The sequence below is a fragment of the Mycoplasmopsis synoviae ATCC 25204 genome (assembly GCF_000969765.1).
GTDB lineage: Bacteria > Bacillota_I > Bacilli_A > Mycoplasmatales > Metamycoplasmataceae > Mycoplasmopsis > Mycoplasmopsis synoviae.
Window position 1 is genome coordinate 807,995 of the sequence record NZ_CP011096.1, and the last position, 25,551, is coordinate 833,545.

The following is a 25,551-nucleotide window of genomic DNA, read 5'->3' on the forward strand; positions in this document are numbered from 1 at the left end:
CATTTGACTTTTTAGCTGTTAGATTTTATGCGCATTTAATTGATAACTTATCTGAAAATAAAGAAAAAATATCTTTAGAAAACAAAGATATTTGCTTTTACTTTTTAGTTTTATTTTTATCTGTTATTTTGACTTTTGTTTACAAAAAATTTAATTGTGTTTTTTGAAAATAAAATAGCTTTTTTAATCCATAAATCAATATTCAAAGCAATTTTAAATAGAAAAATTACATTTAAAAGCGAAGAAGATCCTGATAATTCTCTTTACTTATTATCTCAAAGTTATAGAGATTTTTCTACGGAATATATTGGATCAGTTTTTGGTTTTGTTTTAAATTTAGCTGTAATTCTTTCAACAATTGCATTATCTTTAAATAATGTAGTACCGCTTTCAATTGTGATTTTGGCCTTAATTCATTCTTATTTATTTAATAATCATATTGTGTATTTATTTAATATAGTTTCAGATCTTGGACAATTTAAAGTATTTAAAAATAACGTTTATAGTTTCTTAAAAGAAATTCCATATGAATCGTTGCTGCCAAATGAAGAATTTAAATCACTAAGCGTTAAAAATCTAACTTTAGGTTTTGACCACATGCAAGTATTTAAAGATTTTAATTTAGAAGTTCTACCAAAGCAAAAAGTTTTAATTCAAGGTGAATCTGATTGTGGAAAATCTACTTTAGCTAAAATAATTGTTAATTTAAATAATGATGATTACTTAGGAGAAATTTTCTATAATAAAATAAATATAACTCCGATACTGTTACATCATTTCTAAATGAAGAAAGCACTCTTTTTCATGATTATAAAGTTCAAGATATCTTTGAATTTTCAAAACTTGGAAACCTTGAAAAAAATGCTTTTAGAAATGTTTCAAATAGACTTTTGAAATGAAAACCAAGAATTTAAGGATCTATCACTAGGACAAAAACAGCGTCTTTTACTTCTTAAAAGTTATATAGAAAATAAAGACATTAAAATTTATGATGAATCTTTTGCTAATATCGATGCAAAAACTAGAAACAAATAATTAAAAGTTTATTAAAATCAGATAAAACTATGATAATAATTTCGCATAATATGCCAAAGAATTTAGTTTCATTATTTGATCAAGTTATAAATTTATAAATTAATAGCGGCTTAGCCGTTATTTTTTTGTATTTATCATTGATAAAGCCACATAAAACAAAAAACTTTAGCGAAGCTAAAGCTTTGAAAATTATTCTTTCAAAACTAAATAGTAATTATAATAATTTATCAAAATGAATTTAAATACATCCTGATAACTTTTAAATCTATCGATTTATTAGTAATGGTCAGCTGAATGTATTACTACACTTACACTTCCATCCTATCAACCTCGTAGTCTACAAGGAATCTTTAGGGAATACTTATCTTTAAGGAGGCTTCCCACTTAGATGCTTTCAGCGGTTATCCTTTCCGTACTTAGCTACCCAGCTATGCTTTTGGCAAAACAACTGGAACACCAGCGGTACGTCCACTCCGGTCCTCTCGTACTAAGAGCAGCTCTCATCAATATTCCAACGCCCACATCAGATAGGGACCGAACTGTCTCACGACGTTCTGAACCCAGCTCGCGTACCGCTTTAATTGGCGAACAGCCAAACCCTTGGAACCGACTCCAGCTCCAGGATGCGATGAGCCGACATCGAGGTGCCAAACCTTGCCGTCGATGTGATCTCTTGGGCAAGATAAGCCTGTTATCCCCAGGGTAACTTTTATCCGTTGAGCGACTACCGTTCCATAACGTATAGCCGGATCACTAAGTCCTGCTTTCGCACCTGCTCGACTTGTAAGTCTCACAGTCAAGCACACTTCTACCTTTGCGCTCTGCATACGGTTTCTGACCGTATTGAGTGTACCTTTGAACGCCTCCGTTACTCTTTAGGAGGCGACCGCCCCAGTCAAACTACCCACCACGCACTGTCCTCCATCCAGATAATGGATGCAAGTTAGAAATTCAACATACCAAGGGTGGTATTTCAAGGTCGATTCCTCTAAAACTGGCGTTTTAGTATCATTATCTCCCACCTATCCTACACATGTTAGGCCAAATTTCAATACGAAGTTGTAGTAAAGCTCCATGGGGTCTTTTCGTCTTGATGCGGGTACCCAGCGTTTTCACTGGGACCATAATTTCACCGAGTCTAGTGTTGAGACAGTTGAGAGATCATTGCGCCTTTCGTGCAGGTCAGTATTTAGCCGACAAGGAATTTCGCTACCTTAGGACCGTTATAGTTACGGCCGCCGTTCACCCGGGCTTCATTTCAACGCTTCGCAATTGCTAACGCATCCACTTAACCTTCGGGCACTGGGCAGGCTTCACCCCCTATACATCACCTTACGGTTTAGCAGAGAGCTGTGTTTTTGATAAACAGTTGCCCCTCACAATTTACTGTGGCCTATTAAAATAGGCACCCCTTTTCGCGAACTTACGGGGTAAATTTGCAGAGTTCCTTAACACTAGTTTTCTCGCTCGCCTTAGAATACTCATCTTGGGAACGTGTGTCCGTTCTCGGTACAGGTGACTATAAATTTAAACGTTTAGAAGCTTTTCTAGGAAGCATGAAATCAAACAGTTTCGTGCAAGCACTTTATATCGTAAATTCCAGTTGTAGAATACGCATTTGACTATATTCACCAGTTTTTACTTTAACCTAAATCCAATAATAGGCTGTTTTATCCTTCTCCGTCACTCCATCACTATTTATAATCAGTACAGGAATATTAACCTGTTGTCCATCGAATATGCTCTTCAGCCTCTTCTTAGGTCCTGACTAACCCTGGGTGGACGAACCTTGCCCAGGAAACCTTTCCCAATAGGCGTCGCGGATTCTAACCGCGAATCGTTACTCATACCGGCATTCTCACTTCTAAAAGCTCCACTAATTCTCACGATTTAGCTTCAATGCTTTTAGAACGCTCCTCTAACGTACAAATGTACCCGTAGCTTCGGTATTGTGTTTTACTCCCGTTACATTATCGGCGCAAGATCTCTTGACTAGTGAGCTATTACGCACTCTTTAAAGGGTGGCTGCTTCTAAGCCAACCTCCTAGTTGTTTATGAAATCTCACAACCTTTCTGACTTAACACAATTTTGGGACCTTAGCTGACGATCTGGGTTGTTTCCCTCGCGAGCCGGGACGTTAGCACCCCGGTTCCGACTGCATGATAATTCGCTATGGCATTCGGAGTTTAATTATAGTCAGTACCGCTAGGCGCGGCCATTCCATATTTAGTGCTCTACCTCCATAGGTTAACATCACACGCTAGCCCTAAAGCTATTTCGAGGAGAACCAGCTATCTCCAAGTTCGATTGGAATTTCTCCGCTATTCACAAGTCATCCGGGCACTTTTCAGCGTACTACGGTTCGGCCCTCCACTTAGGGTTAGCTAAGCTTCAGCCTGCTCATGAATAGATCACATGGTTTCGGGTATATGTCAACATACTTATAGCGCCCATTTCAGACTCGATTTCTCTACGGCTCCGTTTTTATCCACTTAACCTCGCATGTTAACATAACTCGCCGGTCCATACTGCAAGATGTACGCCATCACCCATTAACGGGCTCTGACTAATTGTAAGTATGTAGTTTCAGAATCTATTTCACTCCCCTCTCGGGGTTCTTTTCACCTTTCCCTCACGGTACTAGTTCACTATCGGTGTCTTATTAGTATTTAGCCTTGCCAGATGGTCCTGGCGGATTCAGACAGGGTTTCACGTGCCCCGCCCTACTCAGGATACAGCCAAAAGTCTATATTATTTCGTATACAGGAGTTTCACCTTCTATGCTTAAACTTTCCAGTTTATTCTACTATAATACAGTTTTGTAACTTTATATAGGCTGTCCTACAACCCCAATAAATTGGTTTGGGCTCTTCCAGTTTCGCTCGCCGCTACTAATGGAATCATTATTTATTTTCTTTTCCTGTTGCTACTAAGATGTTTCAGTTCGCAACGTGTCTCGCATTTATAGCTATGAATTCACTATAAATCAATTAGATTTGAATCTAATTAGGTTCCCCCATTCGGAAATCCCCGTTTTGTAGCTTATATCCAGCTCAACGAGGCTTATCGCAGGTAATCACGTCCTTCATCGACTTTAAGACCCAAGGCATCCACTACACACTCTTACTTTTTTAAAAGTTAGTATCAATATGTCCTATTGTTATGTTGTTATGATGTATTCAAAGACATTTTAATAAATTATTATTCAATAATTTAAACTCGGTATCAAAACAAATTAACCTTAATTAATTTATATTTTTGATGTCGTTGTAATATCTTTATTACTATTTAGTTTTCAAAGAACAATTTTAAGAGAGGTTGTTCTCTCAAAACTAAATACAATAGCCCAAGGCAAAAAAAGCGATACACAACCGCTTTTAGAAAAATCTAAAAGCTTTCAGTTAATAAAAAATGCCTTTTGTAAAAATAATGTACTCCGTAAGAAAGGAGGTAATCCATCCCCACGTTCTCGTAGGGATACCTTGTTACGACTTCACCCCAGTCACCGGTCCTGCCTTAGGCAGTCGTCTCCGAAGTTAACAAACCGACTTCGGGCATTACCAGCTCCCATGGTGTGACGGGCGGTGTGTACAAGACCCGAGAACGTATTCACCGTAGCGTAGCTGATCTACGATTACTAGCGATTCCGACTTCATGTAGTCGAGTTGCAGACTACAATCCGAACTGAGAACGATTTTTTGAGATTTGCTTGATATCACTATTTTGCTTCTCTTTGTATCGTCCATTGTAGCACGTGTGTTGCCCCACTCGTAAGAGGCATGATGATTTGACGTCGTCCCCACCTTCCTCCCAATTACTCGGGCAGTCTCCTTAGATAAAGTAACTAAGGACAAGGGTTGCGCTCGTTGCAGGACTTAACCGAACATCTCACGACACGAGCTGACGACAACCATGCACCATCTGTCATTCTGTTAACCTCCACTATATCTCTATAGCTTTGCAGAAGATGTCAAGAGTGGGTAAGGTTCTACGCGTATCTTCAAATTAAACCACATGCTCCACCGCTTGTGCGGATCCCCGTCAATTCCTTTAAGTTTCACTCTTGCGAGCATACTACTCAGGCGGATGACTTAATGCGTTAGCTGCGTCGATGGTTTCTATCAACTAGTCATCATCGTTTACAGCGTGGACTACCAGGGTATCTAATCCTGTTTGCTCCCCACGCTTTCGTCTCTCAGTGTCAATATGTTCCCAGTTAGCTGCCTTCGCCATGTTGGTGTTCTTCCTTATATCTACGCATTCCACCGCTTCACAAGGAATTCCGCTAACCTCTAAACAATTCTAGTCTGCCAGTATCCAATGCAATTTGGAGTTGAGCTCCAAGTTTTAACACCAGACTTAACAAACAACCTACAGACGCTTTACGCCCAATAATTCCGGATAACGCTTGCAACCTATGTATTACCGCGGCTGCTGGCACATAGTTAGCCGTTGCTTTCTGACATGGTACCGTCAAGCTAATATCATTTCCTATACTAGTTTTTCTTCCCATATAACAGTAGTTTACAACCCGAAGGCCTTCATCCTACACGCTGTGTTGCTCCATCAGGCTTTCGCCCATTGTGGAAAATTCCCTACTGCTGCCTCCCGTAGGAGTCTGGGCCGTATCTCAGTCCCAGTGTGGCGGTTCAGTCTCTCAACCCCGCTAAACATAATTGCCTTGGTAGGCCATTACCCTACCAACTAGCTAATGTTCCGCACCCCGATCTCTTAGTGAAGCAAGCGCTTCTTTCTTAAAAAAATCATGCGATTTTTTTATATATCCGGCATTAGCGATAATTTCTCACCGTTATTCCAGTCTAAAAGGTACGTTAAGTACGTGTTACTCACCCATTCGCCGCTAAATTTATTGCTAAATTCCGCTCGACATGCATGTATTAGGCACACAGCCAGCGTTCATCCTGAGCCAGGATCAAACTCTCAAAATTGACGTTGTGTATCTTGTATTGTATTTAGTTTTGAAAGAACATTTTCGCTAGCTAGAAATAGCCGCGTGTTTTAGAATTATAGCACAAATAAAAATTTCAATGCAAATATTTTTAAAATTTTTTAATATATTGCAAAACCTGCGTTTTGCAGAACTTCTTTATATTTATTTTGCAAAAAATCATTTACATATTTATTGGTTTTTTGCACATATAAAATAAAGTTGTTATATGAGAGATATATTAAATTTAAAACTTCGACATTTAATATTTCTATTCCATCTGAGTGCTTATTGCAAAAAAATCCACCTTCTTCTAAATTAAAAGAAACCAAATTGCTTTCTTGCATGCATATCGCGCATGATTTAAAATTCGGGCAAACTCCATAGTTTATAAGCAGCTGACCATAAAAATAAGTCATTGCATATTCGTAGTTAATATATTTAAGCTTTTCAAGCATGAATTTATATACGCTTAGAAAATTATTTTCAAAATTAATTGTTAAAAATAATTTAATTAATTTTTGAAACTCAAAATATTCTTCTAAAGATTTAAAATTATAAACAGGGAATAATAATGTTTTTACAGTTTTAAGTCTTCCAATTTTATTTTTAAGCCTAGCTTTGAAATATTCAATTTCAACAATAGCGCCTATTACTAAATTAGTTTTATTTTTTGATGTAGGCTTTTCTAGTCCCATTGCAAAAAGTTTTAATACACCTTTTGCGCATAAAAAATAAACTATAAATTCATTTTCGGAATGCTTTTTTATTTTTAAAACTATTCCAGTAGTAAAATCAGACAATTAATTCCTATAAAAAATTATTTAATTTTGCAATTAATAAATTATATAATAAAAACAAAAGAAAACAATATGAGATTTTTATTTAATTTTTCATAAAAATATTAAATTGATTTTCTTTTAAAATTCTTTATATATAATTACTAACCTTAAAGGCCTTATGGAACTTACTAAAATTAAACAAATCTTTTTTGAAGTAATTTCAACAATTCCAGGAATTGTAAATATAAACAATATAAATGGCGGTGATAAATCAGCGCCATTACTCGATAGAATCAACGTTAAAAAAGAAAATGAATATCTTTCTTTTTATGTTGATATTGATATTTTACTTGGAGTTAATGTATCAAGTTTGGTGCAAGAAGTTTCACAAAGTCTTCACTTTAAATTTAAGTCAAGTAAATATAAGATAAAGGAAATTTCACTTTTTGTAAGTGGAGTTATTTATGAATAATTTTTTAAATGGTTATGACCTAGCTAAAGCGGTTATTTCTGGAGCTAATTCTTTAAAGAACAAAAAAAACGAAATCGACGCGCTTAATGTTTTTCCAGTGCCCGATGGCGATACCGGAAGCAATATGGCTTCGACTATTTTTTCATGCGTTGATAATTTAGAAAAGCTTTTAGCGCAAAATCCAAATCCAAGCATTTCTGAAGTTGCGCAAGAGATATCACATTCAATGATATATGCTGCTAGAGGAAATTCTGGAGTTATATTAAGTCAAATTTTTAAAGGTTTTTCTTTAGGTTGCCAAAATAAAGAGAAAGTATCTTCGCTAGAACTTGTTGACGTTTTTGTAGCTGCTAAAACTAGAGCTTTCAAGGCCGTATTTTCTCCAGTTGAAGGAACTATATTAACTGTAATTAGAGAAGTTTCAGAAGGCCTAGAAAAAAATATCAACGGTAGCGAATCGATATTAGATTTCTTTAAAGCGGTGGTATCACTAGCTAGAAAAAGTACTGATGAAACTCCTAATAAATTAAAAATTCTTCGCGAAGTTGGGGTTAATGACTCAGGTGCTGAAGGGTTATATTTAATTTTTGTTGGAATGCTTTCATATCTTGAAGGCTTTCCGATAGAGCTTTCTGAAACAGAAGAAAAATCAGTTAATAATTTCATATCTGATCTAGAAATCTATGACGGTGAATTTGGATACTGCACAGAGCTACTTATTGACTTAAATGATCCTGAAAATTTCAAAAAAGAAAAGTTTCAAAATAAAGTTGAAAAAATGGCAGCTTCTCTTGTTTTAATACAAGATGATAATTTATTAAAAATACATGGCCACACTGAAAAACCTGGTTCTTTAATAAGTTATTGCCATAAGTATGGCGAATTAATTAAAATAAAATCAGAGAACATGTCTCTTCAAGCTAAAGAGAGCAAAAAAACTGCGCAATCTGCGCAAAGTAATTTCGCGGCAAGCAAATCTAGCGAAGAAGAATTATGCGGGCTTGTATCATGCAACTTTGGTTCTGGAATTATTAAGAAAATGAAAGAATACGGATGCCATAATATCGTAGAAGGAGGAAATACTCAAAACCCATCAGCTAGCGATATTATTGCAGCCATTAACGAGGTTAACGCTAAAAACGTTTTTGTGCTTCCTAATAATTCAAATATTATTCTTGCCGCTCAACAAGCAGCACAAATGATTAAAAACAAAAACGTAATTATTATTCCTTCTAAAACACAGGTTCAAGGAATTTCTGCTGCGCTTAATTTTAACGCTGAGCTTTCTCCTGAAGATAACGAAGAAATGATGCTAGATAGCATTAAATCGGTGGTGTCAGGAAGCGTTACTAAAGCAGTTAGAACTACAGAAATTAATGGCATTAAAATCAAAGAAAATGATTTTATTGCAGTTAAAGATGGAAGCATTATTTCATCACATAAAGATGACTTTACAGTAATTAAAAAATTAATCAAAAAAATGGTAACTGCTCAACATGAAGTAGTTTCGATTTACTACGGTGAAAATTCATCATTTCAAGATGCACAAAAAATTGAAGCTTTTATTAAAAGCCAATGAGATATTGAAGTTGAAATCTTTGAAGGAAATCAACCTAATTACTACTTTTTAATAGGAGTTGAATAATGCATATAGTCTTTGACATTAACGGAAACGATAAAGGACCACAAGCAGGCTATAATGCCGCTTATGAATTTTGTCTTAAAAACCCAAATGACAAAATTACTTTAATTGGTGAAATTTCACTTTTAAAGCAAAACGAAAATCTTGAAAATTTATTTTTAATTGAAAATAATTTAAAGGTAGCCACTCCTAAAAACATTAGAGAAAATCTCAAAATGCCTACCTCAATGAATGAAGCCATTGACATGGTTAAAAACTCTAAAGCAGACGCTATTTTATCAAGTGGAGATTCAGCATCATACGTTGCCGGACTTACTTTAACAGTTGGAAGAATTCCTAATTTATCTCGTCCTACTTTTATGCCAGTGGCTAATACTATAAACGGACAAAAGCTTCTGATTTTAGACGTAGGATCAAATACTGAAGTTAAACCAGAATATTTATATCAATGAGCTTTAATTGCTAAAGTTTTTTATCAAAAAATGTTTAACTTTAGCGATCCTAAAGTTACTATATTAAACATAGGTAGCGAAGCTTATAAAGGCCCTGAGTTCCTCCTAGAGGCCGCTAAACTTATTTCTAAAGATGATAGTTTAAATTACATCGGATTTAGCGAAACAAGAGAAGTTTTATATGGCAATTATCAAATTGCTTTAATTGATGGTTATGGTGGTAATTTAGTTCTTAAAAGCTACGAAGGAGCTTTTAATACTTTCAAGCATCTTTTAAAAGATGGAATTTCAAAATCATTTAGAGCTAAGCTAGGAGCACTCCTTCTAAAACCTGCTTTTGAAAATATTTCTAAAGTATTAGATTATAAAAAAGTAGGAGCTGCTTGAGTTTTTGGAATTAATACTTTAGCTATTAAAACTCATGGAGCTAGTGATAAAGTTTCATATTTATATGCTTTAGAAGAGCTAAAAAATGGATATAAATCTAATTTTTTAGATGTAATTAGAAAAACTTTAAAAGAAAATTAAACATGGAAAAAGACAATCAGCCTTCTATTGAAGAATTAAAAGCTTTTCTTCAGAAAAATAATATTGAATATAAAAACATTGACCTTTTCATTGAAGCTACTACTCATAAAACTTATTCAAAGGTAAATAAAAATTCTAAAGACTATGAACGTTTAGAATTTTTAGGTGATTCTTTGGTTGGTTTTCTAATTAGTGATTACTGCGTTAGAGAATTTTCATCTCTAGAGCCTGGCGAGCTTTCAAGACTTAGATCAAAGCTAGTTGATAAACTGGCTTTATTTAAAATTGCCCAAAAGCTAAAAGTGGAGCAAATCATTAAAACCGGCCCTAAAAAAGCCCGTAATGAAGTTTTATCATCATCAAATGTTTTATCTGATGTAGTAGAGGCATTAATTGCGGCCATTTACCTTGATCAAGGAATGCAAAGCGCTAAAGATTTTATAAAAAGTCATTTTTATGAAATCGCCAATAAAGCTCAGAATAAACCAAATAAAGATCCAAAATCAGAACTTCAAGAATATTTTCAAACAATTTCTGCTGAAACTGTAAAATATGAAACTATAGAGATACCAAATAAAAGATCTTTTGAATCAAAAGCTTGACATCTTAATAAAATTTATGGAATCGGTGTTGGTTTGTCAAAAAAAGACGCAGAGAAAAATGCAGCTGCCAATGCTTTATCAAAGCTTAAAACTTAGGAGTTAAATGAAGTTAATTAAAATTGAAGCTCACGGATTTAAATCGTTTGCAGATCCTATTTCGCTAAAATTCGACGGAGGCGTGATTGCAATCGTTGGACCAAACGGTTCAGGTAAGAGTAATATAAACGACGCTATTAAATGAGTTTTAGGAGAACAATCCTCAAAAGAACTTCGTGGAAATAACATGAGTGATGTTATTTTTTCAGGATCAAAAACTGCAAAAGCTATGGATTTTGCTTATGTTACTTTGACTTTTGATAATAAAGATAGATTTTCATCAATAGATAGAGACTACATAACAATAACCAGAAAAATAACTCGTGCTAAAAACGTAAATGAATACTATTTAAACGGTGAGCCAACACTTCATAAAACAATTAAGCAACTTGCCATGGAAACCGGAATTGGCAAGTCATCTCTTGCCATTATTTCTCAAGGTAAAGTTTCAGAAATAGCTCAATCTAGCGAAGAAAATCGTAGAGGTATTTTTGAAGAAGCTGCTGGTATTTCAAAAATTAAATATCAAAAAGAAGAATCAGAAAGACGTCTTTTAAAAACAATAGTAGAGCTTGAAAAAACACAAATTTCAATATCACACTACGAAAAAGATTTAAATTACCTAGAAGAAGCTGCTAAAAAAGCACTTGAATTTAAAGACAAAAAAGCAAAACTAAAAGAAGTAGAAATTTCATATTTAGCGCATGAAATTGGTAGGCTTCAAAGCGAAAATGAAGTTTATGTTAATGAAATAAATTCATCAAGCGATGTTGTATTTACGCTAGAAAACGAAATCGAAAAACTAAACGCTTCTGAAGCTGAATTAAAACTTGATTTAAGAGATAAAACTGAAAAGCTTCAAAGCCTTGCAAATCAAATTGCAACCGATATTGATCTTTTACATAAATTTGAAAAAACCTATAATCAAAAAGATCAAGAAAGGTCCTTAGCTGCTTCTGGGAAGCTAAATGTTTCTCAAGAAGAAATCAAAAGCGCTAATTTATCTAAAGCTAAAGAAATTAAATCTAAACTTGATTTTCTGCTTAATAAAACCCAAAAAACTAAATTTGAATTAGATGATTTAAACAGCGAAAAATCTCAGCTTGAATCACAGGCCTTAATGCTTGAAACTCAACTTCGTGAAGTTAAAAATGCAGTCTCAAATGCTAAAGCGGGACTAGATTTTGCAAAGCGTGAAAAAGAAAGTAATTCATCGCTACAAAAAGGTGTTAGAACCATTGTTCAAAATAGAAACATTTTTAATGGTTACGTTGGCCTTGTTTCTGAATTATTTAAAATCAAAAACGAATATATTCACGCCATTGATACAATTCTATCTCCTAGCATGCAAAATATCGTTGTTAAAGACGATAAAACTGCAAAAGAAGCTGTTAGATTTTTAAAAAATAACTCAGCTGGTAGAGCTGTATTTATGCCGCTATCTAGCCTTAGAGCAAAAAGCATTCGCCAAGATTTATACTACGGTCTTCAAAGTTATAATGGATTTTTATGTGCGGCTAATGAAGCTGTTGAATGTCATCCACAACTTGAAGTTTTAAGAGACTTTTTACTTGGTAATGTAATTCTTGCTACCGATATTGATAAAGCTAATGAAATTTCAAAATTAGTAGAACAAAAATATATGGTGGTAACCAAAGACGGTGATTTAATTCGTCCTGGTGGAATAATTGTCGGTGGAGAAAAAAAACAAGTTTCAAATTTACTTAACATTGATGAAAAAATTAGAAAAAGCGAAGAGTTTTTAAACAAAGCTCTTCCTAGCTTAAATGTTTATGAATCTAAATTTGAAAAACTCAAAACTCAAATTCAAAATATTAGTAATTTAATTAGCGTTAAAAAATTAGAGCTTTCATCTGAAAATGAAAGCATAAGCGCTACTGAAAATGAACTAAAACAATACCAAGTGTTTTTAGATGATTCAATTGATACATCTTCAAGTGGTGAAAGCGAACTTTTAACTTTATTTAACAAAATAAATGAATTAAAAAATCAAATTCAACAAAACAAGTTTTCAAATTCGCTACTAAATCAAGAAAAAGAACAAATCGTTGCCAAGCTTGACGATATTTCAATTCTTTTAAAAAGCAAACAAAAAGATTTAGATAAACTTCGTCAAAGCTTTTCTAAAAACGAAGTTAAGTTTGAAAAAAACAAAACCTATCTAGAAAATCACAAAAGCCGTCTTTTAGAAGAATACGGACTAACCTTTGAATTTGCTAGAGATAATTTCAAACTTAATATTGAAATTAATCTTGCAAAAGAAATAGTTTCAACTCTTAAAAAAGAAATTCAAGAAATAGGCTCTGTCGATGAAAAAGCAATTGAAAAATATGAAGCTATTAAAAAAGATTATGACTTTTTAGTAACTCAAAGAAATGAAATTCAAAATGCAATTGGTGAAACCAAAGAGTCTATTACTATTCTTGAAAATACTATGGTCGATAAATTCACAAGTCTTTTAAGAGATGTGAATTTAGAATTTAATAATATTTTCCGTTCACTATTTGGTGGAGGAAGTGCATCTGTTTCTTTAGTTGATGAAAGTCTTCCGCTAACTTCCGGAATTAATATTAAAGTTCAACCTCCTGGAAAAATTATTAAAAATATAAATTTATTAAGTGGTGGAGAAAAATCGCTAACTGCAATTTCGCTACTATTTGCAATACTAAAAGCTCGTCCACTTCCTCTTTGTATCTTAGATGAAGCTGAGGGAGCTTTAGATGATTCTAACGTAGTGCGTTACGCTGATTATCTACAGCAACTAAAAGATAAAACGCAATTTTTAGTAATTACACACCGTCATGGAACCATGACAAAAAGTGACGCCATAATTGGTGCCACTATGCAAAATAGAGGAATTACTACATTTTTAAGCCTTTCTTTAGCAGAGGCGAAAAAATATGTAGATAAATTCGAAGCTCAAAACTAGCCATCGCTTGGCTATTTTTTTGACTTTAAAATTGGTATAATTAAAAAGTTTTAAGGATCTAAATAAATGATTAAATACAAAAGAATTTTAATTAAATTAAGTGGTGAAGGTTTTGCCAACAAAGAAAAAAATCTAGCAATTGACTTTGAATTAGTCGCGAAAATTGCTTCTCAACTAAAAATAATAATTGAAAAAGGTGTTCAAGTTTCTATTGTTGTAGGAGGAGGAAACTTCTGAAGAGGAGTTTCTGCTGAAAAAAATGGAATTCCCAGAAATAGAGCTGACTTTATCGGAATGCTAGCTACCGAAATGAATGCTTTAGCTCTTCAAAGTGGTTTTGAAAAAGCTGGACTAAAAGCTAGAGTGCAATCATCGATTAATATCGATCAAAAAGTTGCAGAAAATTATATTAACGAAAAAACTCTTAAATATTTAAACAATGGTGAAGTTGTAATATTTGCCGGAGGAACCGGTAGACCATATTTTACAACCGATACTGCCGCTACTTTATTTGCTGCTGAAATAAAAGCCGAAGTTATTTTAATGGGAAAAAATAAAGTTGATGGTGTTTATGATTCAGATCCTAAAAAAAATGAAAATGCCAAACATTTTTCTAAAATCACATATGATCAAATTTTAGAAAAAAAACTGCAAGTGATGGATTTAACCGCTACTTCTATGGCAAGGGATAACAATATAAATTTAATTGTTTTTAATTTACTTGAAGATAATTCAATTATAAAAGCGCTGGAAGGAAAAATAACTCACACTGAAGTTACTAGGTAATTTATGGAACTTGAAAAATATTTAGACGACTTTAATAAAAAAACACAAAAATCTATTGATCACTTTGTCTTTGAAATGTCAAAAATATCAACAGGTAAAGCCAATCCTCAAATCGTTAAAAAAATTAAAGTAATGTATTACGATAATCCAACCGAATTAGATGAAATAGCCACTATCATGGTTCCAGAACCACAACAGTTATTAATTAAACCTTTTGATGCAACTTCAATCAAAGATATAGTAAAAGCAATATTAAGTGCTAACTTAGGAAATTTCCCAATGACAGATGAAGGTAATCAAATAAGAATTACTTTCCCCCCAATGACTTCAGATAGAAGAAAAGAACTAGTTAAATCACTTTCTAAATTCATAGAGCAAGCCAAAGTTGGTGTTAGAAACGCTCGCCAAGAAATAATTAAAGCAATTAAATCTGATGCTGAACTTTCAGAAGATATGCAAAAAAATTACGTTGAAAAAATTGAATTAGAAGTCAAAAAGAAAATTGAAAGAATTTCAACTTTAGCAAAAGAAAAAGAAAACGATTTAAACGCATTTTAATAATTGAAAAAGAGGAAATTATTTTCTTCTTTTTTTTAATTTTCTTTAATTGTTAATGCATGTTGAAATTATTTTGTAAAATGATTTGTAAAGCACACTATTGAATCTAATATGAAACAATGAAAAATTGATTTAATTAATGATTACAAAAAGAAAATTGACGAAATTTCTAAAGCTAGTTTAAACAAAGAACAAAAAGAATTAATTATTGAAACTTTAGAGCATTATTCTTTAAAAGAAAACTGCACTGAAGCTAAGCTGAAAAACTTATATAGCCTTCTTATTCAAAGAGTAAAAGTTGGTTTTACTTTTGATACAACACCAGAGATCATTAATAACACTATAAGTTACTTAGAAAAAATAAAAGCTTATCTTTTAATAATGATTCATCTAAACCTAAAAATCAATTAATAATTGCTAAAAATTTTAAAGAAAATTTTGATGCCCTTAAAAATCTTTTACAAATAAAAAAAGAAGAGGATGATTTTGGTTATGATCTAACTTTTATTGACCTAACTTATAACTCTGATTTAGCAAAAGACAAAGGCGATACAACGAAATCTTTAGAAAATAATAGTGAAGAAAAGCAAAATTTTGTATTTTCTTTTAAAAACAAATTTACTCGTAATGATTGATTAAACATGGTCAATAAAAGATTAAATTTAGCAAAAGATTTACTAAATGAAGCAGGGTTATTTTTCATTTTAATTGATGATAATCAACATGCTTATTTAAAAGTTTTAATGGATGAGATATTTGGAGAAGAAAATTTTATCGCTTCTTGTCCTAGAAAAAAACACCTTTTTCGCGTAAAAACGCTGATAAAAAATTAATGGAATTGCATGATTATGTCTTAATATACGCAAAAAATAAAAATATAATAAAGCTTAAAAAAGAAAAAAGAGATAATCCAAAAATTCATAAAGATGAAAATGGTAAATATCAACTAACATCATTTAAAAATACGTGATTTAATGAAAATAACTATCCAATTTATTATGACAATAAAAATAAAACATTTCATTCAAAAAACAATTCAAATAATGATTTAAAAGAATTTCTAGGTAATTGAATATGAAAAAAAGCTAAATTTGAAAAAAACAAAAATAAGTTATGGATGGATGAAAAAGAAAAAATTCGAATAAAAGAATACAAAAAAGAATTTAAGAAAAAGCTTTGACCATATTCTACTTGACTAGATAAATATGAGTATCAAAATAAACCAGGCGCAACAGAATTGAGCGAAATTCTAAATGAAACTAAATTCCATTATGTTAAGCCTTTAGGTTTAATGAAATGAATGTTAAATTTATTTATTAATAAAAACACAAGAGTTTTAGACATTTTCGGAAGTCACGATACTTTTGCTCACGCAATTGAAGAATTAAATTTTAAAGATGGCGGAAATAGAAGTTACACAATTATTTCTAATAATGAAAATATAGCTAAATTAGCAATATACAAGCGTCTATATAGAATAAATAACGGACAAAATTGAATAGAAAAGAACGATCCATATAAATCTAATTTGGATGTATTTAACGTTAAATATGAGTCTACTGATTTAAATGATCCAAAAGATAAAAATGAAATTGTAGATAAAGTAATTAAAATGTTTGAAGCTTTTGAAATTGATATTTCAGACAAAGAAAGTTCAAGAGAAAGAATAGTTGATAATTTAAGATAACTTTTATAAATTTAAATACATATGAATTTAAAACTAACAGAAACATAGAAAAAAGCAGTTGATCAAATTGTTGAATACTGAAGAAAAAAGAAATCAAAAGAATTGATCTTTAAAGCGCCAACAGGTAGCGGTAAAACTTTTATGATGGCTCAAGTTATAGATAAAATGATTTCTCAGGCTAACATTAAAAAACTTTTCTTTATCATTGCAACTCCATAATCTGCAGAATTGCCAAAACAATTTTTCAATAAGTTAAATTATTATAAAAATAGTTTTTTAAATAAAAATAAAGTAAAAATTGAATTAATTGAATCTCCTTCCTCTACTAATAAAAAAGATTATAAATCTTATCACTTAAAGCCTGAAGAAAACAAGGTTATGATTTTTGGTAAATCTAGCTTTGGTAAAAAAAGAATTTATACCGAGCAAGGAATAATTGATGCTTTATTTGATGAAATTAAAAATGATTCTAGTTTTGAATTAATTTACATTAGAGATGAAGCGCATATTGGTACTAAAATTCAAAAAAAATTAATTGAAAATTTTGAAAAAAAGATTAAAAATGTAGCTAATTTTACTATCAAAATGTCAGCTACTATTGGCGAAGAAAATTATGATTGTGTTGAAATTACTGAAGAAGAACTTCATAATGATAATGTAAAGTTAATTAAAAAAATCTAATATATAACAAAGGTATTTCTATTTCTATTTCTGAATCTAATGAATATGATGATGAAAAAATTCTAAAAATAGCTTTAGAAAAATTTAAAGAACTTAAAGAAGCATATGACGGTGCTAAAAATGATGGATTAAATGGTATTAATCCCGCAATGTTAATTCAAGTTAAAAATAGCGACAAAAATGACAAAGAAAATCAAACAATCAAAGATTTAGTTAAAAAATACAAAAAAATAGTAGAAAAAATGGTTTTAAATGAGCTACTTATTTTGGTGGCGATAAAAATACATCAAGTGAACTTAGAGAAGAAGCAACTCTTAAAAAATTATCAGCTAATAATTCAGTTTACGATGTTATATTTTAAAAATAAGACCAGCCACTGGTTGAGATATCCCTAGAGCTGCAATGCTGGTTCAACTTAGAAATGTTTGTTCTGAGTCGTTAAATATTCAAACAATTGGAAGAATAAAAAGAAATCCAAATCCTAGATATCCATTTAATGATAACAACATAGTTTTTAATTACTATATTTATTCATATAATAAAAAACTTGATAAAAATCATTTAATATGGAAATTAAAAACCAGAATTTAAAAATGAAAAATTTTTATCAGGATATCTTGATTTATATCAAACTACAAAAAACTCTGAATCTTTGAAAAATGAAATTAATGACGAAACTTATATAAAAAAATTTAAAGACATTTTTAACGGACATAATTTTCTGAATAGTTTTCAAAACTATAAGAAAAAATATAATTCAGAAAAAATAAAAAGACTTCCTTTTGATAGCAAATTAATAAAAGACGAAAACCAAAATATAGTTAAAGAAGTTAAGTGAATTTATAACTCTATCGATTTAAATTAATATGTTGAAAGAAAATGAAAATCATTAAATGTTTGTCTAGCAAAAAAAGAATTAGAAGAATTTATAATTTCTAAATTTAACAAATTAAAGGATAAATCATGTGAAATAAATATTGATGATCCAATGTTTACTTGAGATTTTTATCGTTATATCATTATTGAAGATTTAATGCCGAATATTAAACAGGCATATAAAGAAAGCATAGAAAAAGAATCAAAAAATTTAAAGTATTACGAATTAGAGTTAAGAAAATTAAATCAAAGATTTAACTTTATAGATTTTAATTCTAAAGGTTATCCAAAATTTGAAAATATTTCTAAAATTGAAAACGAATTCATGTATCAAATTAGAAATAAAAATAAATCTAAAATAAAAATTCTTTCAAAAAGAGAATTGCAATTTATTAACGATTTAAAAAAATTTAAAGATAACTTAAATAAATTAGATAATCCGATTAAATTTAGTTGGTCTTCAAATGTTGTAAATGGTAATATTAGTTTTGAATATTTTGATAATCAAGAAACTTCATTTGAAGATGAAAATATAGAATTAAATGGAATTAAAAGAATTTTTCCTGATTTCTTAACTATTATCAATGAAAAACATTTGATATTTTTAGAAGTTAAAGCTCAAGGTGAAGATGATTACAACAGTGAAAAAACTAAGAGTTTAATAAAAGCATACAAAAAATATGTTGAAGTATATAAAAATCAATTGAAAAACAATGATTTAAAAAATAATAAATTTGCAAGTTTTACTATGGCTGTTGTTTTTTTATCCTAAAATGTTTTCAAATACAAAACATACTATTGTTGGTGCAAGCACAAACGAAGAAATCAATAAAAGACTTAATCACCAAATATAAAATAAAGATTTTCATTCAATTGAAACATTATTTTTTGAAATTTCAAAAATAAAATAATTCTTTATTTTAACTCTTTTATTTTTCCTAAATTTATTTTATTTTTAATTAAAAAGCACAATAATTTGTGCTTTTTTCGGCGTAAGGAAAATTTTTATCCTAAATTAGAAAGCAATCTCATTACTTGATCAATATCTTTGTTTTCTAATTCTCTTATAATGTGAAAATATGTTTTTTGTGTTGTAGTCATACTTGCGTGACCTAATCTTTTTGCAATGCTGGCTACAGAAACTCCAGCAAACAATAAAAGAGAAGCGTGTGTATGTCTTAAACCATGAATACTTATAACTGGTATTCTTGCTTTAATGCAAACCCTTCTTAGTATTTCATTAATTGTTGAGTTATAAACTTTACCATTTACAAATATAGGTTTGTTTTCTGGTAAATCTTTTATAAGGCCTGCAAATTGTGTTGATGTTTGTCAATCTATTTTTACACTTCTATTTGAAGATGCATTTTTTGTTTGAGAAAAATTATTTGTGTCTTTGTAATCTCATGTTTTGTTAATATTAATAGATTGTTTTGCAAAATCAAAATCTTTTGGAGTTAACGCTAAAGCTTCGGAAAATCTAATTCCAGTTTTGGCAATTAATAATATTAATCAATATTCATTTATATTTGAATCTAACTTTAAATTCATTATTAAATTTTGAAGTTGAAATTGATTTAAATACTTTATTTTTTTATGTTTTGGAGATTTACCTTTAATAATAGCTTTTCTTGTTGGATCTATAGAAATTAAACCATCATCTACAGCATCTAAAATAGCTCCTTTTAATTGATGGTGAAAATCCATTGTTGTTTGACGTTCATGAGTTTCAGAATATTTATTAAGAATTTCTTGATATTTTATTCTTGAAAGCTGTCAAACTTCTAAATCCGGAATAAGCTTTTCTATTCACATTTGAGTTAACTTATATTTCTTTAATGTAATAGGCCTAACGGCACCTTCTTTATAAACTTTTATTCAATTTTTATAATAATTGTGAAATTTTTCTTGTTTATATGACATTTTTACCTTTCATTTTACGTCTTTTCCTTACGCCGATGAAGGGTGATAAGGTTGTTTAAAACATTTATAATTAAATTAATTTTTGAAATTTCGTTTTCTTTTGGAATAAAAAACTTCATTTTTAATACATTTTGTTTGTCTAATGCATTTATCGTATTTTTAACAACATATTTGTCAGATATTTTGTCTAAAATTTCCGCTAGTGCAAAGTTAGTATGAACTTTATCCCCTATTAAAACTGCCGAAAGAGCGGTACAAAAAAATTTATTTGTTTTGTAATGGAATTTTCCTGCACTCCCTCTTGTTGTATAAATTATTGCGTTTTCAAACGAGTATTTTTCATAATATCCCCTAATGCCATTATTTAATGTTTGCGATGAATATACCGGATATTTGTTTTTAGCGCTTTTGTGTTTTTTTATTTTTTCATCAGTTATGAACTCTCCAGGCAAAGATTGAAATATTTTATTTACTTCACACTGTTCCCAAGAAAAAACATTTTTAAAAATTTTTAATTTTTCATTACACTGATGAAGGGTGATAAGGTTGTTTAATATAAAAATTAAATTACTAATTTTTGTTTGTTCGTTTATTTTTGGAGCTCAAAAAGTAATACTTTTAACATCTGTAGAAGTCAACAAAGGTATAGTCGCTTTTGTTATATATTTTTCAGAAACAAAATTTAACATTTCTGCAAGCGCAAAATTTACAAAATAATTTTTTGGTGTTAAAGTCCCATTGTGAGTTGTAGAATAGAATTTTTCAGGCCTATAATTAAAATTTCCCGCATAACCATCAGTTGTTCAAGTTATTGCGTTTTCAAATAAATAAGTTTTATAGTAGCCCATTAGTCCATTATTTGTTGTTTGTGAAGAATAAACTGGATATTTATTTTTAAAATTCCTGAAATTGCTTATTTCATGTTTTAATAAAGTTTCTCCCCGATTTACATAAAATAAATTTCCCACTTTACACTGTTCCCAAGAAAAAACTTATTATTTTTATGTTTTTTAGTATTTATTTTTGTTTTATGCAATATCAAAAAAAGGTATATGAAAAATTTCAGAAAAAAATAAAATAACCAAAAAAGAATTTGATTATTTTAATACTGTTTTTTAAAAAATTTTTATTTTTTTAATAAATTTTAAAACTTTTCTAGACAAACATTTTTTCTAATAAAGTTTTTTTGAATTTTTGAATTAATTTTAACTTTTTCTGATGAAGGGTGATAAGGTTATATATTTTAGAAAATAGTTTTGCGATCTTATCTTGTTCTTCTTTGTTTTTTATTTTTTCTAAAGAAATATTTTGAACAAAATTTACGTAATGCCTCATATGGCCAAACGGTTTAAAATTTTTATTTTTTAGCAATAAATATATAAAAAATAAATTATTATTTTCTGTTTCAATTAATATTTTTATTACGGAAGATTTAACCATAAATGGAAAATTAACATATTTGATGTTCAATGTAAAATCATCAAAAATTATGCAATTCTTTTTGAAAGTCTTTTTTTCTTTTGTGTGGCCAATGATAAAAGATTTGTTAGCTGTTAATACTGGTGTTAATGCTCCTTTAATGTATTTTTCATTTTGCACTATATATTTATCGGGTCTTATAAAATTTAGTAAATCAATAACTTTACACTGTTCCCAAGCGTCAAAAAAACCATTAAATCTAATTTTCGGAAAACTTTCTTCGTTTAAAGAAAACATTTTTTCTAATAAAGTTTTTTTAAATTTTTTAAGTAAATCTAGCTTTTTCTGATGAAGGGTGATAAGGTTGTTTAATGTAAAAATTAAATTACTAATTTTTGTTTGTTCGTTTATTTTTGGTGCAAAAAACTTTATTTGATTTACAACATTACTCATTAATTTTGGATTGGCCGTTTTTGTAACATATTTCTGCGCAACTGAATTAATAATTTCAGATACGGCATAATTAGCATACCCATTATTAGACATTAAAACGCCATTAACATTTGTAGAATAGAATTTTTCAGGCCTATAATTAAAATTTCCCGCATAACCATCAGTTGTCCAAGTTATTGCGTTTTCAAACAAATAGGTTTTGTAATAACCCATTAGTCCATTATTTGTTGTTTGTGAAGAATATACTGGATAAATGTTTTTTCTTGTTTTAAAGTTTGTTATAAATTTTTTAGCTAATGTTTCTCCTCTTGTTATTTCAAATAAATTTCCAACTTCACACTGTTCCCAAGTTTCGCTAAATTCTTTAAAACGAATTTTCGGATATTTTTTTTTGATGTTTTTGTTTTCTACTTGTTTTTTCATTTTTAAATTAATTTTTCTTTTTCGTTAAATTTAAATTATTTTGAAATTTTTCAGCTTTTTGCATCTAAATTATTATTTATAATAGATTCTTCTATTTTTTTTCTACCTTCTTTTCTTATTGTGACAAATTCAGCATCTGGATTTTCGTTTTTAAAATCTTTACCAAAAGGTGTTTCTGTTCAATTTATTTCCTTTGTTATTTCGGTGAGTTGATTTCTCTCTTTTAACTCATTTTCAGAGGGAATTGTTTTAAATAATTTTTCGACCATTTTTATTTTGTCGTTTTTAATGCCAAAATAAGCACAGAATTTAAGTAAATTTTCTGTAAAAATTTCTTCTATTGTTTCATTTATATAAACTTGGAATTCTTTTTCAATAAATTTATCAGGATTATCTTGAAATTTTTCAAAGAATATTGGGCCGTATTTGTTATATAAAGCATCACCAGAATTTTTTACTTTATCTTTTAATTTTTCAATTGTTTGTTCGATTTGTTGAGGGTTATCATTTTTTTTAACTTCTTCTTGCAATTGAATTCATAATTTTTCAATATATTCTTTATTTATTATTGTCATTCTTTCAACGCTGTGAAGTTTTAATTCTATTTCAAGATCTGTTTTTTCAACTATGCTTTTGTGTTTTGTGTTAATTTCAGAATATAAATTTTTTCATTCTGCTATTGCAGAAACAGGAAATTTTAATTTTTCTGCATCTTCTTGTGAATTTAAATCAAAACCTTGAATTTCAATAGCTTTTAATAAATTTTGTATATTTCTAAAAGATTCAATAAATTGTTTTATTTCGTTTTCACTAAGTGTTTCTGGTGTTTCTTGGTGTTTATCAAAAATTTCCTTAAGTTTTGAATAACTTTCATTTATTTTTTTTATACTTGCTTCTTGCTTATCGAATAGAACAGATTTTCAATCATTATTTGAATATTTAGATATTGCACTTTCAATATTTCTTTCCATTGTACATGGGTAACGATAATATTTAATTAATCCAAATGGTTTCTTCGAGTTATTTCAAATTCTATTTGTTCTTGAAAAAGCTTGAACTAAAGTTTTATCATTCATTACTTTGTCTAAATACAGAGTATTTACATATTTTGAATCGTAACCAGTTAAAAATTGATCGACAACAATTAAAATATCTATTTGATTTTCTTTAGTCTCGTCTTTGTTTAATTTTGTATAAGATTCTTTATGAGCAAGCCTTAAGGCAACATCACTTTGAAATGATCGATAAACATTTTTGTCAGAAAATTGGAAACTTTCTTTGAACATTTCATTATAGTTTTTAATGATAAGTTTTATTGCTTCATCTTTAGCATCTTCTTTTTCAGAGCCATTTATACCTCAATCAAACATAGCGGTAACATTTAAAATTGGTTTTTCGTTATTTTGATCTCAATAATCATGCTGTTTTAAAATATCTTTATTTTGAAAAAGTTCATAATATTTTATTGCATCTTCAATGCTAGATACTGCAAAAATAGCGTGAAGTTCTCTTCCTGAAGAAGCGTTATTAAATCCTTCTAGAATATTATTAACAACATGATTATAATGGTCATATGTATCTATTTTTTCGTAACTAATATGTTCTTCATTTTTTATAAAAACTTCTTTGTTTGCAGTATAAAATTTTTCATCAAAATTTTTAACGTATTTATTTGTTTCTTTTAAATTGTTGAATTTTTTCTGATTTATTTGTTTTGCAAGATCTTCAGGATCATAGGTGAAATGCTGATGAATATGGAAAGGTAAAACGTTTTTATCTCTTAAAGCATAATAAATATTATAAGAATGTAATTGAGACCCGAATATATCCTCTGTTTGTAATTTAACTGCTAAATCTTTTTCAGATAAATTTTCATAATAAACAGGAGTTCCTGTAAAACCAAAAAATACAGCTTTAACAAAAAAGTCTTTAATTTCTTTTAGCATTTTTCCAAATGTTGATCTATGACATTCATCGACTATAAATACAATTGTTTTATCCTGGATTTTTTCTTTATTTTTTAAAAATGATAAATTATCTGGATTTAATCCTCTGTGAAGTTTTTGTATTGAACTTATTATTAATTTTGTATCAAATGATTTATCAGCTAATTTTGTAAATAAATCGCGAGCGTTTTTTGCTCCTTGTATTTCATCTTCACTTTCAGAAAAATTTTTATATTCAACTAAACTTTGGTTAGCTAAATCCACTCTATCAACTAAAATAACAACTTTATCTACTGGTATTTGAAGATTATTTGAAATAAGTTCAGCAGTTTTAAAGGAAGTTAACGTTTTACCGCTACCTGTTGTATGTCAAATAAAACCACCTTTTCTAAAATCTTCTGTTTTAGATAAATTACTTTTTCTTTGTTCTAATAAATCTATTAACTTTTTACATATTGAACTTACAGCATGATATTGGTATGGCCTTAAAACTTTTAATGTTTTTGTTGAATCATCAGAAACTGTGTAATAACTTATTAATTTGTGCGCCATTGGAATTGATAAGAAATGCTTAATTAAATCTTTTCAATTTCCATAAATGTTGTTTTTCTCATCGCTTCATTGAAAATAAAATTCTTTTCTAAAAAGTTCATAAGATGAAGGTCTAGCAAAATATACAAATTCATTTGGTTTAGCTACAACAATAATTTGTATTAAAGAAAAAATGCCAGTGTATACACCATTTTTAGAATATTTTCTTACTTGGTTAAGTCCTTCTTGTAAATTGACATCTGAATTTTTTAACTCAATATGAAAAAAGGGCATCCCATTAATTATTAAAAGTAAATCACCTCTATATGTACCATTAGCAAATATTGGTTGATTAGCTATTTGATAAGTGCTATCTCCGCCACCAATTTGACCTTTTTTGAATAATATTAATGAAACATTTTTACCAAAATTCTCTTTATCTGCTTCATTGTCTCTTGTTATTGTAACTGAACCATTATTTACAAATTTACTAATATCTGATGTATATTCTGTTTTATTTATTTCAGTTAAAATTTGCTTCATTTCTAAATCAGTTAATTCAACATTATTTAACCTAGATTGCTGGCGATTATTTTGAAAAATAATTTTTTTTCAGTTTTCAATTAAATCTTTTTCAGTTGGATTTTGTAAAACTTCATATTGTCACTTGTATTTTTTAAGTAATTCAACAAAATGATCTTGAAATTCTAATTCATTTTTAAAGTTTAATTTTTCTTTTAAGTTTTCTGATGACATTTTA

At 29.5% G+C, this 25,551-nt stretch carries 23 protein-coding genes, 2 rRNA genes and 1 pseudogene; 18 read left to right on the plus strand and 8 right to left on the minus strand.

The window, feature by feature from the left end; all coding sequences use genetic code 4:
• The first annotated feature begins 156 nt into the window (after window positions 1-156).
• Together VY93_RS03640 and VY93_RS03645 are read left to right on the plus strand one after the other, a co-directional pair.
• Window positions 157-783 carry an ATP-binding cassette domain-containing protein gene (locus VY93_RS03640; protein ID WP_020002727.1) on the plus strand — a complete coding sequence of 209 codons (627 nt, stop codon included), beginning with the start codon at window positions 157-159 and terminating at the stop codon, window positions 781-783.
• Between the two features lie 69 nt (window positions 784-852).
• Complete coding sequence (locus tag VY93_RS03645) at window positions 853-1,035, plus strand: P-loop NTPase family protein (RefSeq protein WP_020002726.1); 183 nt, start codon at window positions 853-855, stop codon at window positions 1,033-1,035.
• A gap of 255 nt (window positions 1,036-1,290) precedes the next feature.
• On the opposite strand, the gene VY93_RS03650 is transcribed toward VY93_RS03645, so the two are convergent.
• The 3 genes from VY93_RS03650 to recO form a co-directional block, all read right to left on the minus strand.
• Window positions 1,291-4,173, minus strand: a 23S ribosomal RNA gene (locus VY93_RS03650).
• 306 nt (window positions 4,174-4,479) lie between these two features.
• Window positions 4,480-5,985 (minus strand): 16S ribosomal RNA (locus VY93_RS03655).
• The 16S and 23S rRNA genes sit together here, the layout of an rRNA operon.
• 121 nt (window positions 5,986-6,106) lie before the next feature.
• Complete coding sequence (gene recO, locus VY93_RS03660; protein ID WP_011283807.1) at window positions 6,107-6,787, minus strand: DNA repair protein RecO; 681 nt, start codon at window positions 6,785-6,787, stop codon at window positions 6,107-6,109.
• A gap of 157 nt (window positions 6,788-6,944) precedes the next feature.
• On the opposite strand from recO, the gene VY93_RS03665 reads away from it, so the two are divergent.
• The 16 genes from VY93_RS03665 (at window position 6,945) to VY93_RS03730 (ending at window position 18,868) form a co-directional block, all read left to right on the plus strand.
• Complete coding sequence (locus VY93_RS03665; protein ID WP_020002823.1) at window positions 6,945-7,238, plus strand: hypothetical protein; 294 nt, start codon at window positions 6,945-6,947, stop codon at window positions 7,236-7,238.
• Window positions 7,231-8,883, plus strand: coding sequence for a DAK2 domain-containing protein (locus VY93_RS03670; RefSeq protein ID WP_020002824.1), 1,653 nt, complete (start codon window positions 7,231-7,233; stop codon window positions 8,881-8,883). The genes VY93_RS03665 and VY93_RS03670 overlap by 8 nt, the downstream gene beginning before the upstream one ends.
• Window positions 8,883-9,860, plus strand: a complete 978-nt coding sequence (gene plsX, locus VY93_RS03675) for a phosphate acyltransferase PlsX (RefSeq protein ID WP_011283810.1) — start codon at window positions 8,883-8,885, stop codon at window positions 9,858-9,860. The genes VY93_RS03670 and plsX overlap by 1 nt, the downstream gene beginning before the upstream one ends.
• Before the next feature lie 2 nt (window positions 9,861-9,862).
• Complete coding sequence (gene rnc / locus VY93_RS03680) at window positions 9,863-10,558, plus strand: ribonuclease III (RefSeq protein WP_020002825.1); 696 nt, start codon at window positions 9,863-9,865, stop codon at window positions 10,556-10,558.
• A gap of 7 nt (window positions 10,559-10,565) precedes the next feature.
• The gene (locus VY93_RS03685; RefSeq protein WP_020002826.1) at window positions 10,566-13,508 is read left to right on the plus strand and encodes an AAA family ATPase; all 2,943 of its coding nucleotides are present in this window, start codon (window positions 10,566-10,568) and stop codon (window positions 13,506-13,508) included.
• 66 nt (window positions 13,509-13,574) lie between these two features.
• Window positions 13,575-14,294, plus strand: coding sequence for a UMP kinase (gene pyrH, locus VY93_RS03690; protein ID WP_011283813.1), 720 nt, complete (start codon window positions 13,575-13,577; stop codon window positions 14,292-14,294).
• A gap of 3 nt (window positions 14,295-14,297) precedes the next feature.
• A complete protein-coding gene (frr, locus tag VY93_RS03695) occupies window positions 14,298-14,852 on the plus strand; it encodes a ribosome recycling factor (protein ID WP_020002827.1) in 555 nt (184 codons plus the stop codon).
• A 111-nt stretch (window positions 14,853-14,963) separates the two neighbouring features.
• Window positions 14,964-15,263, plus strand: coding sequence for a hypothetical protein (locus VY93_RS03700; protein ID WP_051085464.1), 300 nt, complete (start codon window positions 14,964-14,966; stop codon window positions 15,261-15,263).
• A gap of 230 nt (window positions 15,264-15,493) precedes the next feature.
• A complete protein-coding gene (locus VY93_RS03875) occupies window positions 15,494-15,685 on the plus strand; it encodes a DNA methyltransferase (protein ID WP_051085465.1) in 192 nt (63 codons plus the stop codon).
• Entirely contained in the window at window positions 15,685-16,539 is an 855-nt protein-coding gene (locus tag VY93_RS03705) for a site-specific DNA-methyltransferase (protein ID WP_026365147.1), read from the plus strand. Before VY93_RS03875 ends, VY93_RS03705 begins: the two co-directional genes overlap by 1 nt.
• 66 nt (window positions 16,540-16,605) lie before the next feature.
• Complete coding sequence (locus VY93_RS04055) at window positions 16,606-16,758, plus strand: DEAD/DEAH box helicase family protein (RefSeq protein WP_081619820.1); 153 nt, start codon at window positions 16,606-16,608, stop codon at window positions 16,756-16,758.
• Window positions 16,759-16,767: 9 nt separating this feature from the next.
• Window positions 16,768-17,220 carry a hypothetical protein gene (locus VY93_RS03710; protein WP_026365148.1) on the plus strand — a complete coding sequence of 151 codons (453 nt, stop codon included), beginning with the start codon at window positions 16,768-16,770 and terminating at the stop codon, window positions 17,218-17,220.
• A 149-nt stretch (window positions 17,221-17,369) separates the two neighbouring features.
• Window positions 17,370-17,615, plus strand: coding sequence for a hypothetical protein (locus VY93_RS03720; RefSeq protein WP_026365149.1), 246 nt, complete (start codon window positions 17,370-17,372; stop codon window positions 17,613-17,615).
• 7 nt (window positions 17,616-17,622) lie between these two features.
• Window positions 17,623-17,811: a hypothetical protein gene (locus VY93_RS04185; RefSeq protein WP_026365150.1), complete on the plus strand. Its 189-nt coding sequence runs from the start codon at window positions 17,623-17,625 to the stop codon at window positions 17,809-17,811.
• Between the two features lie 61 nt (window positions 17,812-17,872).
• On the plus strand, window positions 17,873-18,085 hold the full coding sequence (locus VY93_RS03725; protein WP_026365151.1) for a hypothetical protein: 213 nt from the start codon (window positions 17,873-17,875) through the stop codon (window positions 18,083-18,085).
• 168 nt (window positions 18,086-18,253) lie between these two features.
• Window positions 18,254-18,868 carry a hypothetical protein gene (locus VY93_RS03730; RefSeq protein ID WP_144406207.1) on the plus strand — a complete coding sequence of 205 codons (615 nt, stop codon included), beginning with the start codon at window positions 18,254-18,256 and terminating at the stop codon, window positions 18,866-18,868.
• Between the two features lie 233 nt (window positions 18,869-19,101).
• Here the strand turns inward: VY93_RS03730 and VY93_RS03735 are convergent, their stop codons facing one another.
• The 5 genes and pseudogenes from VY93_RS03735 to VY93_RS03750 all read right to left on the minus strand — a co-directional run bounded on the left by VY93_RS03735 (window position 19,102) and on the right by VY93_RS03750 (window position 25,547).
• Complete coding sequence (locus VY93_RS03735) at window positions 19,102-20,019, minus strand: site-specific integrase (protein WP_020002830.1); 918 nt, start codon at window positions 20,017-20,019, stop codon at window positions 19,102-19,104.
• A 14-nt stretch (window positions 20,020-20,033) separates the two neighbouring features.
• Window positions 20,034-20,471, minus strand: a complete 438-nt coding sequence (locus VY93_RS04420; protein ID WP_258454469.1) for a restriction endonuclease subunit S — start codon at window positions 20,469-20,471, stop codon at window positions 20,034-20,036.
• 75 nt (window positions 20,472-20,546) lie between these two features.
• Window positions 20,547-20,990, minus strand: a pseudogene (locus VY93_RS04425) (restriction endonuclease subunit S); the annotation flags it as partial.
• Between the two features lie 184 nt (window positions 20,991-21,174).
• A complete protein-coding gene (locus VY93_RS04060; protein ID WP_046128351.1) occupies window positions 21,175-22,314 on the minus strand; it encodes a restriction endonuclease subunit S in 1,140 nt (379 codons plus the stop codon).
• 35 nt (window positions 22,315-22,349) lie between these two features.
• A complete protein-coding gene (locus VY93_RS03750) occupies window positions 22,350-25,547 on the minus strand; it encodes an HsdR family type I site-specific deoxyribonuclease (protein ID WP_020003062.1) in 3,198 nt (1,065 codons plus the stop codon).
• Window positions 25,548-25,551: the final 4 nt, after the last annotated feature.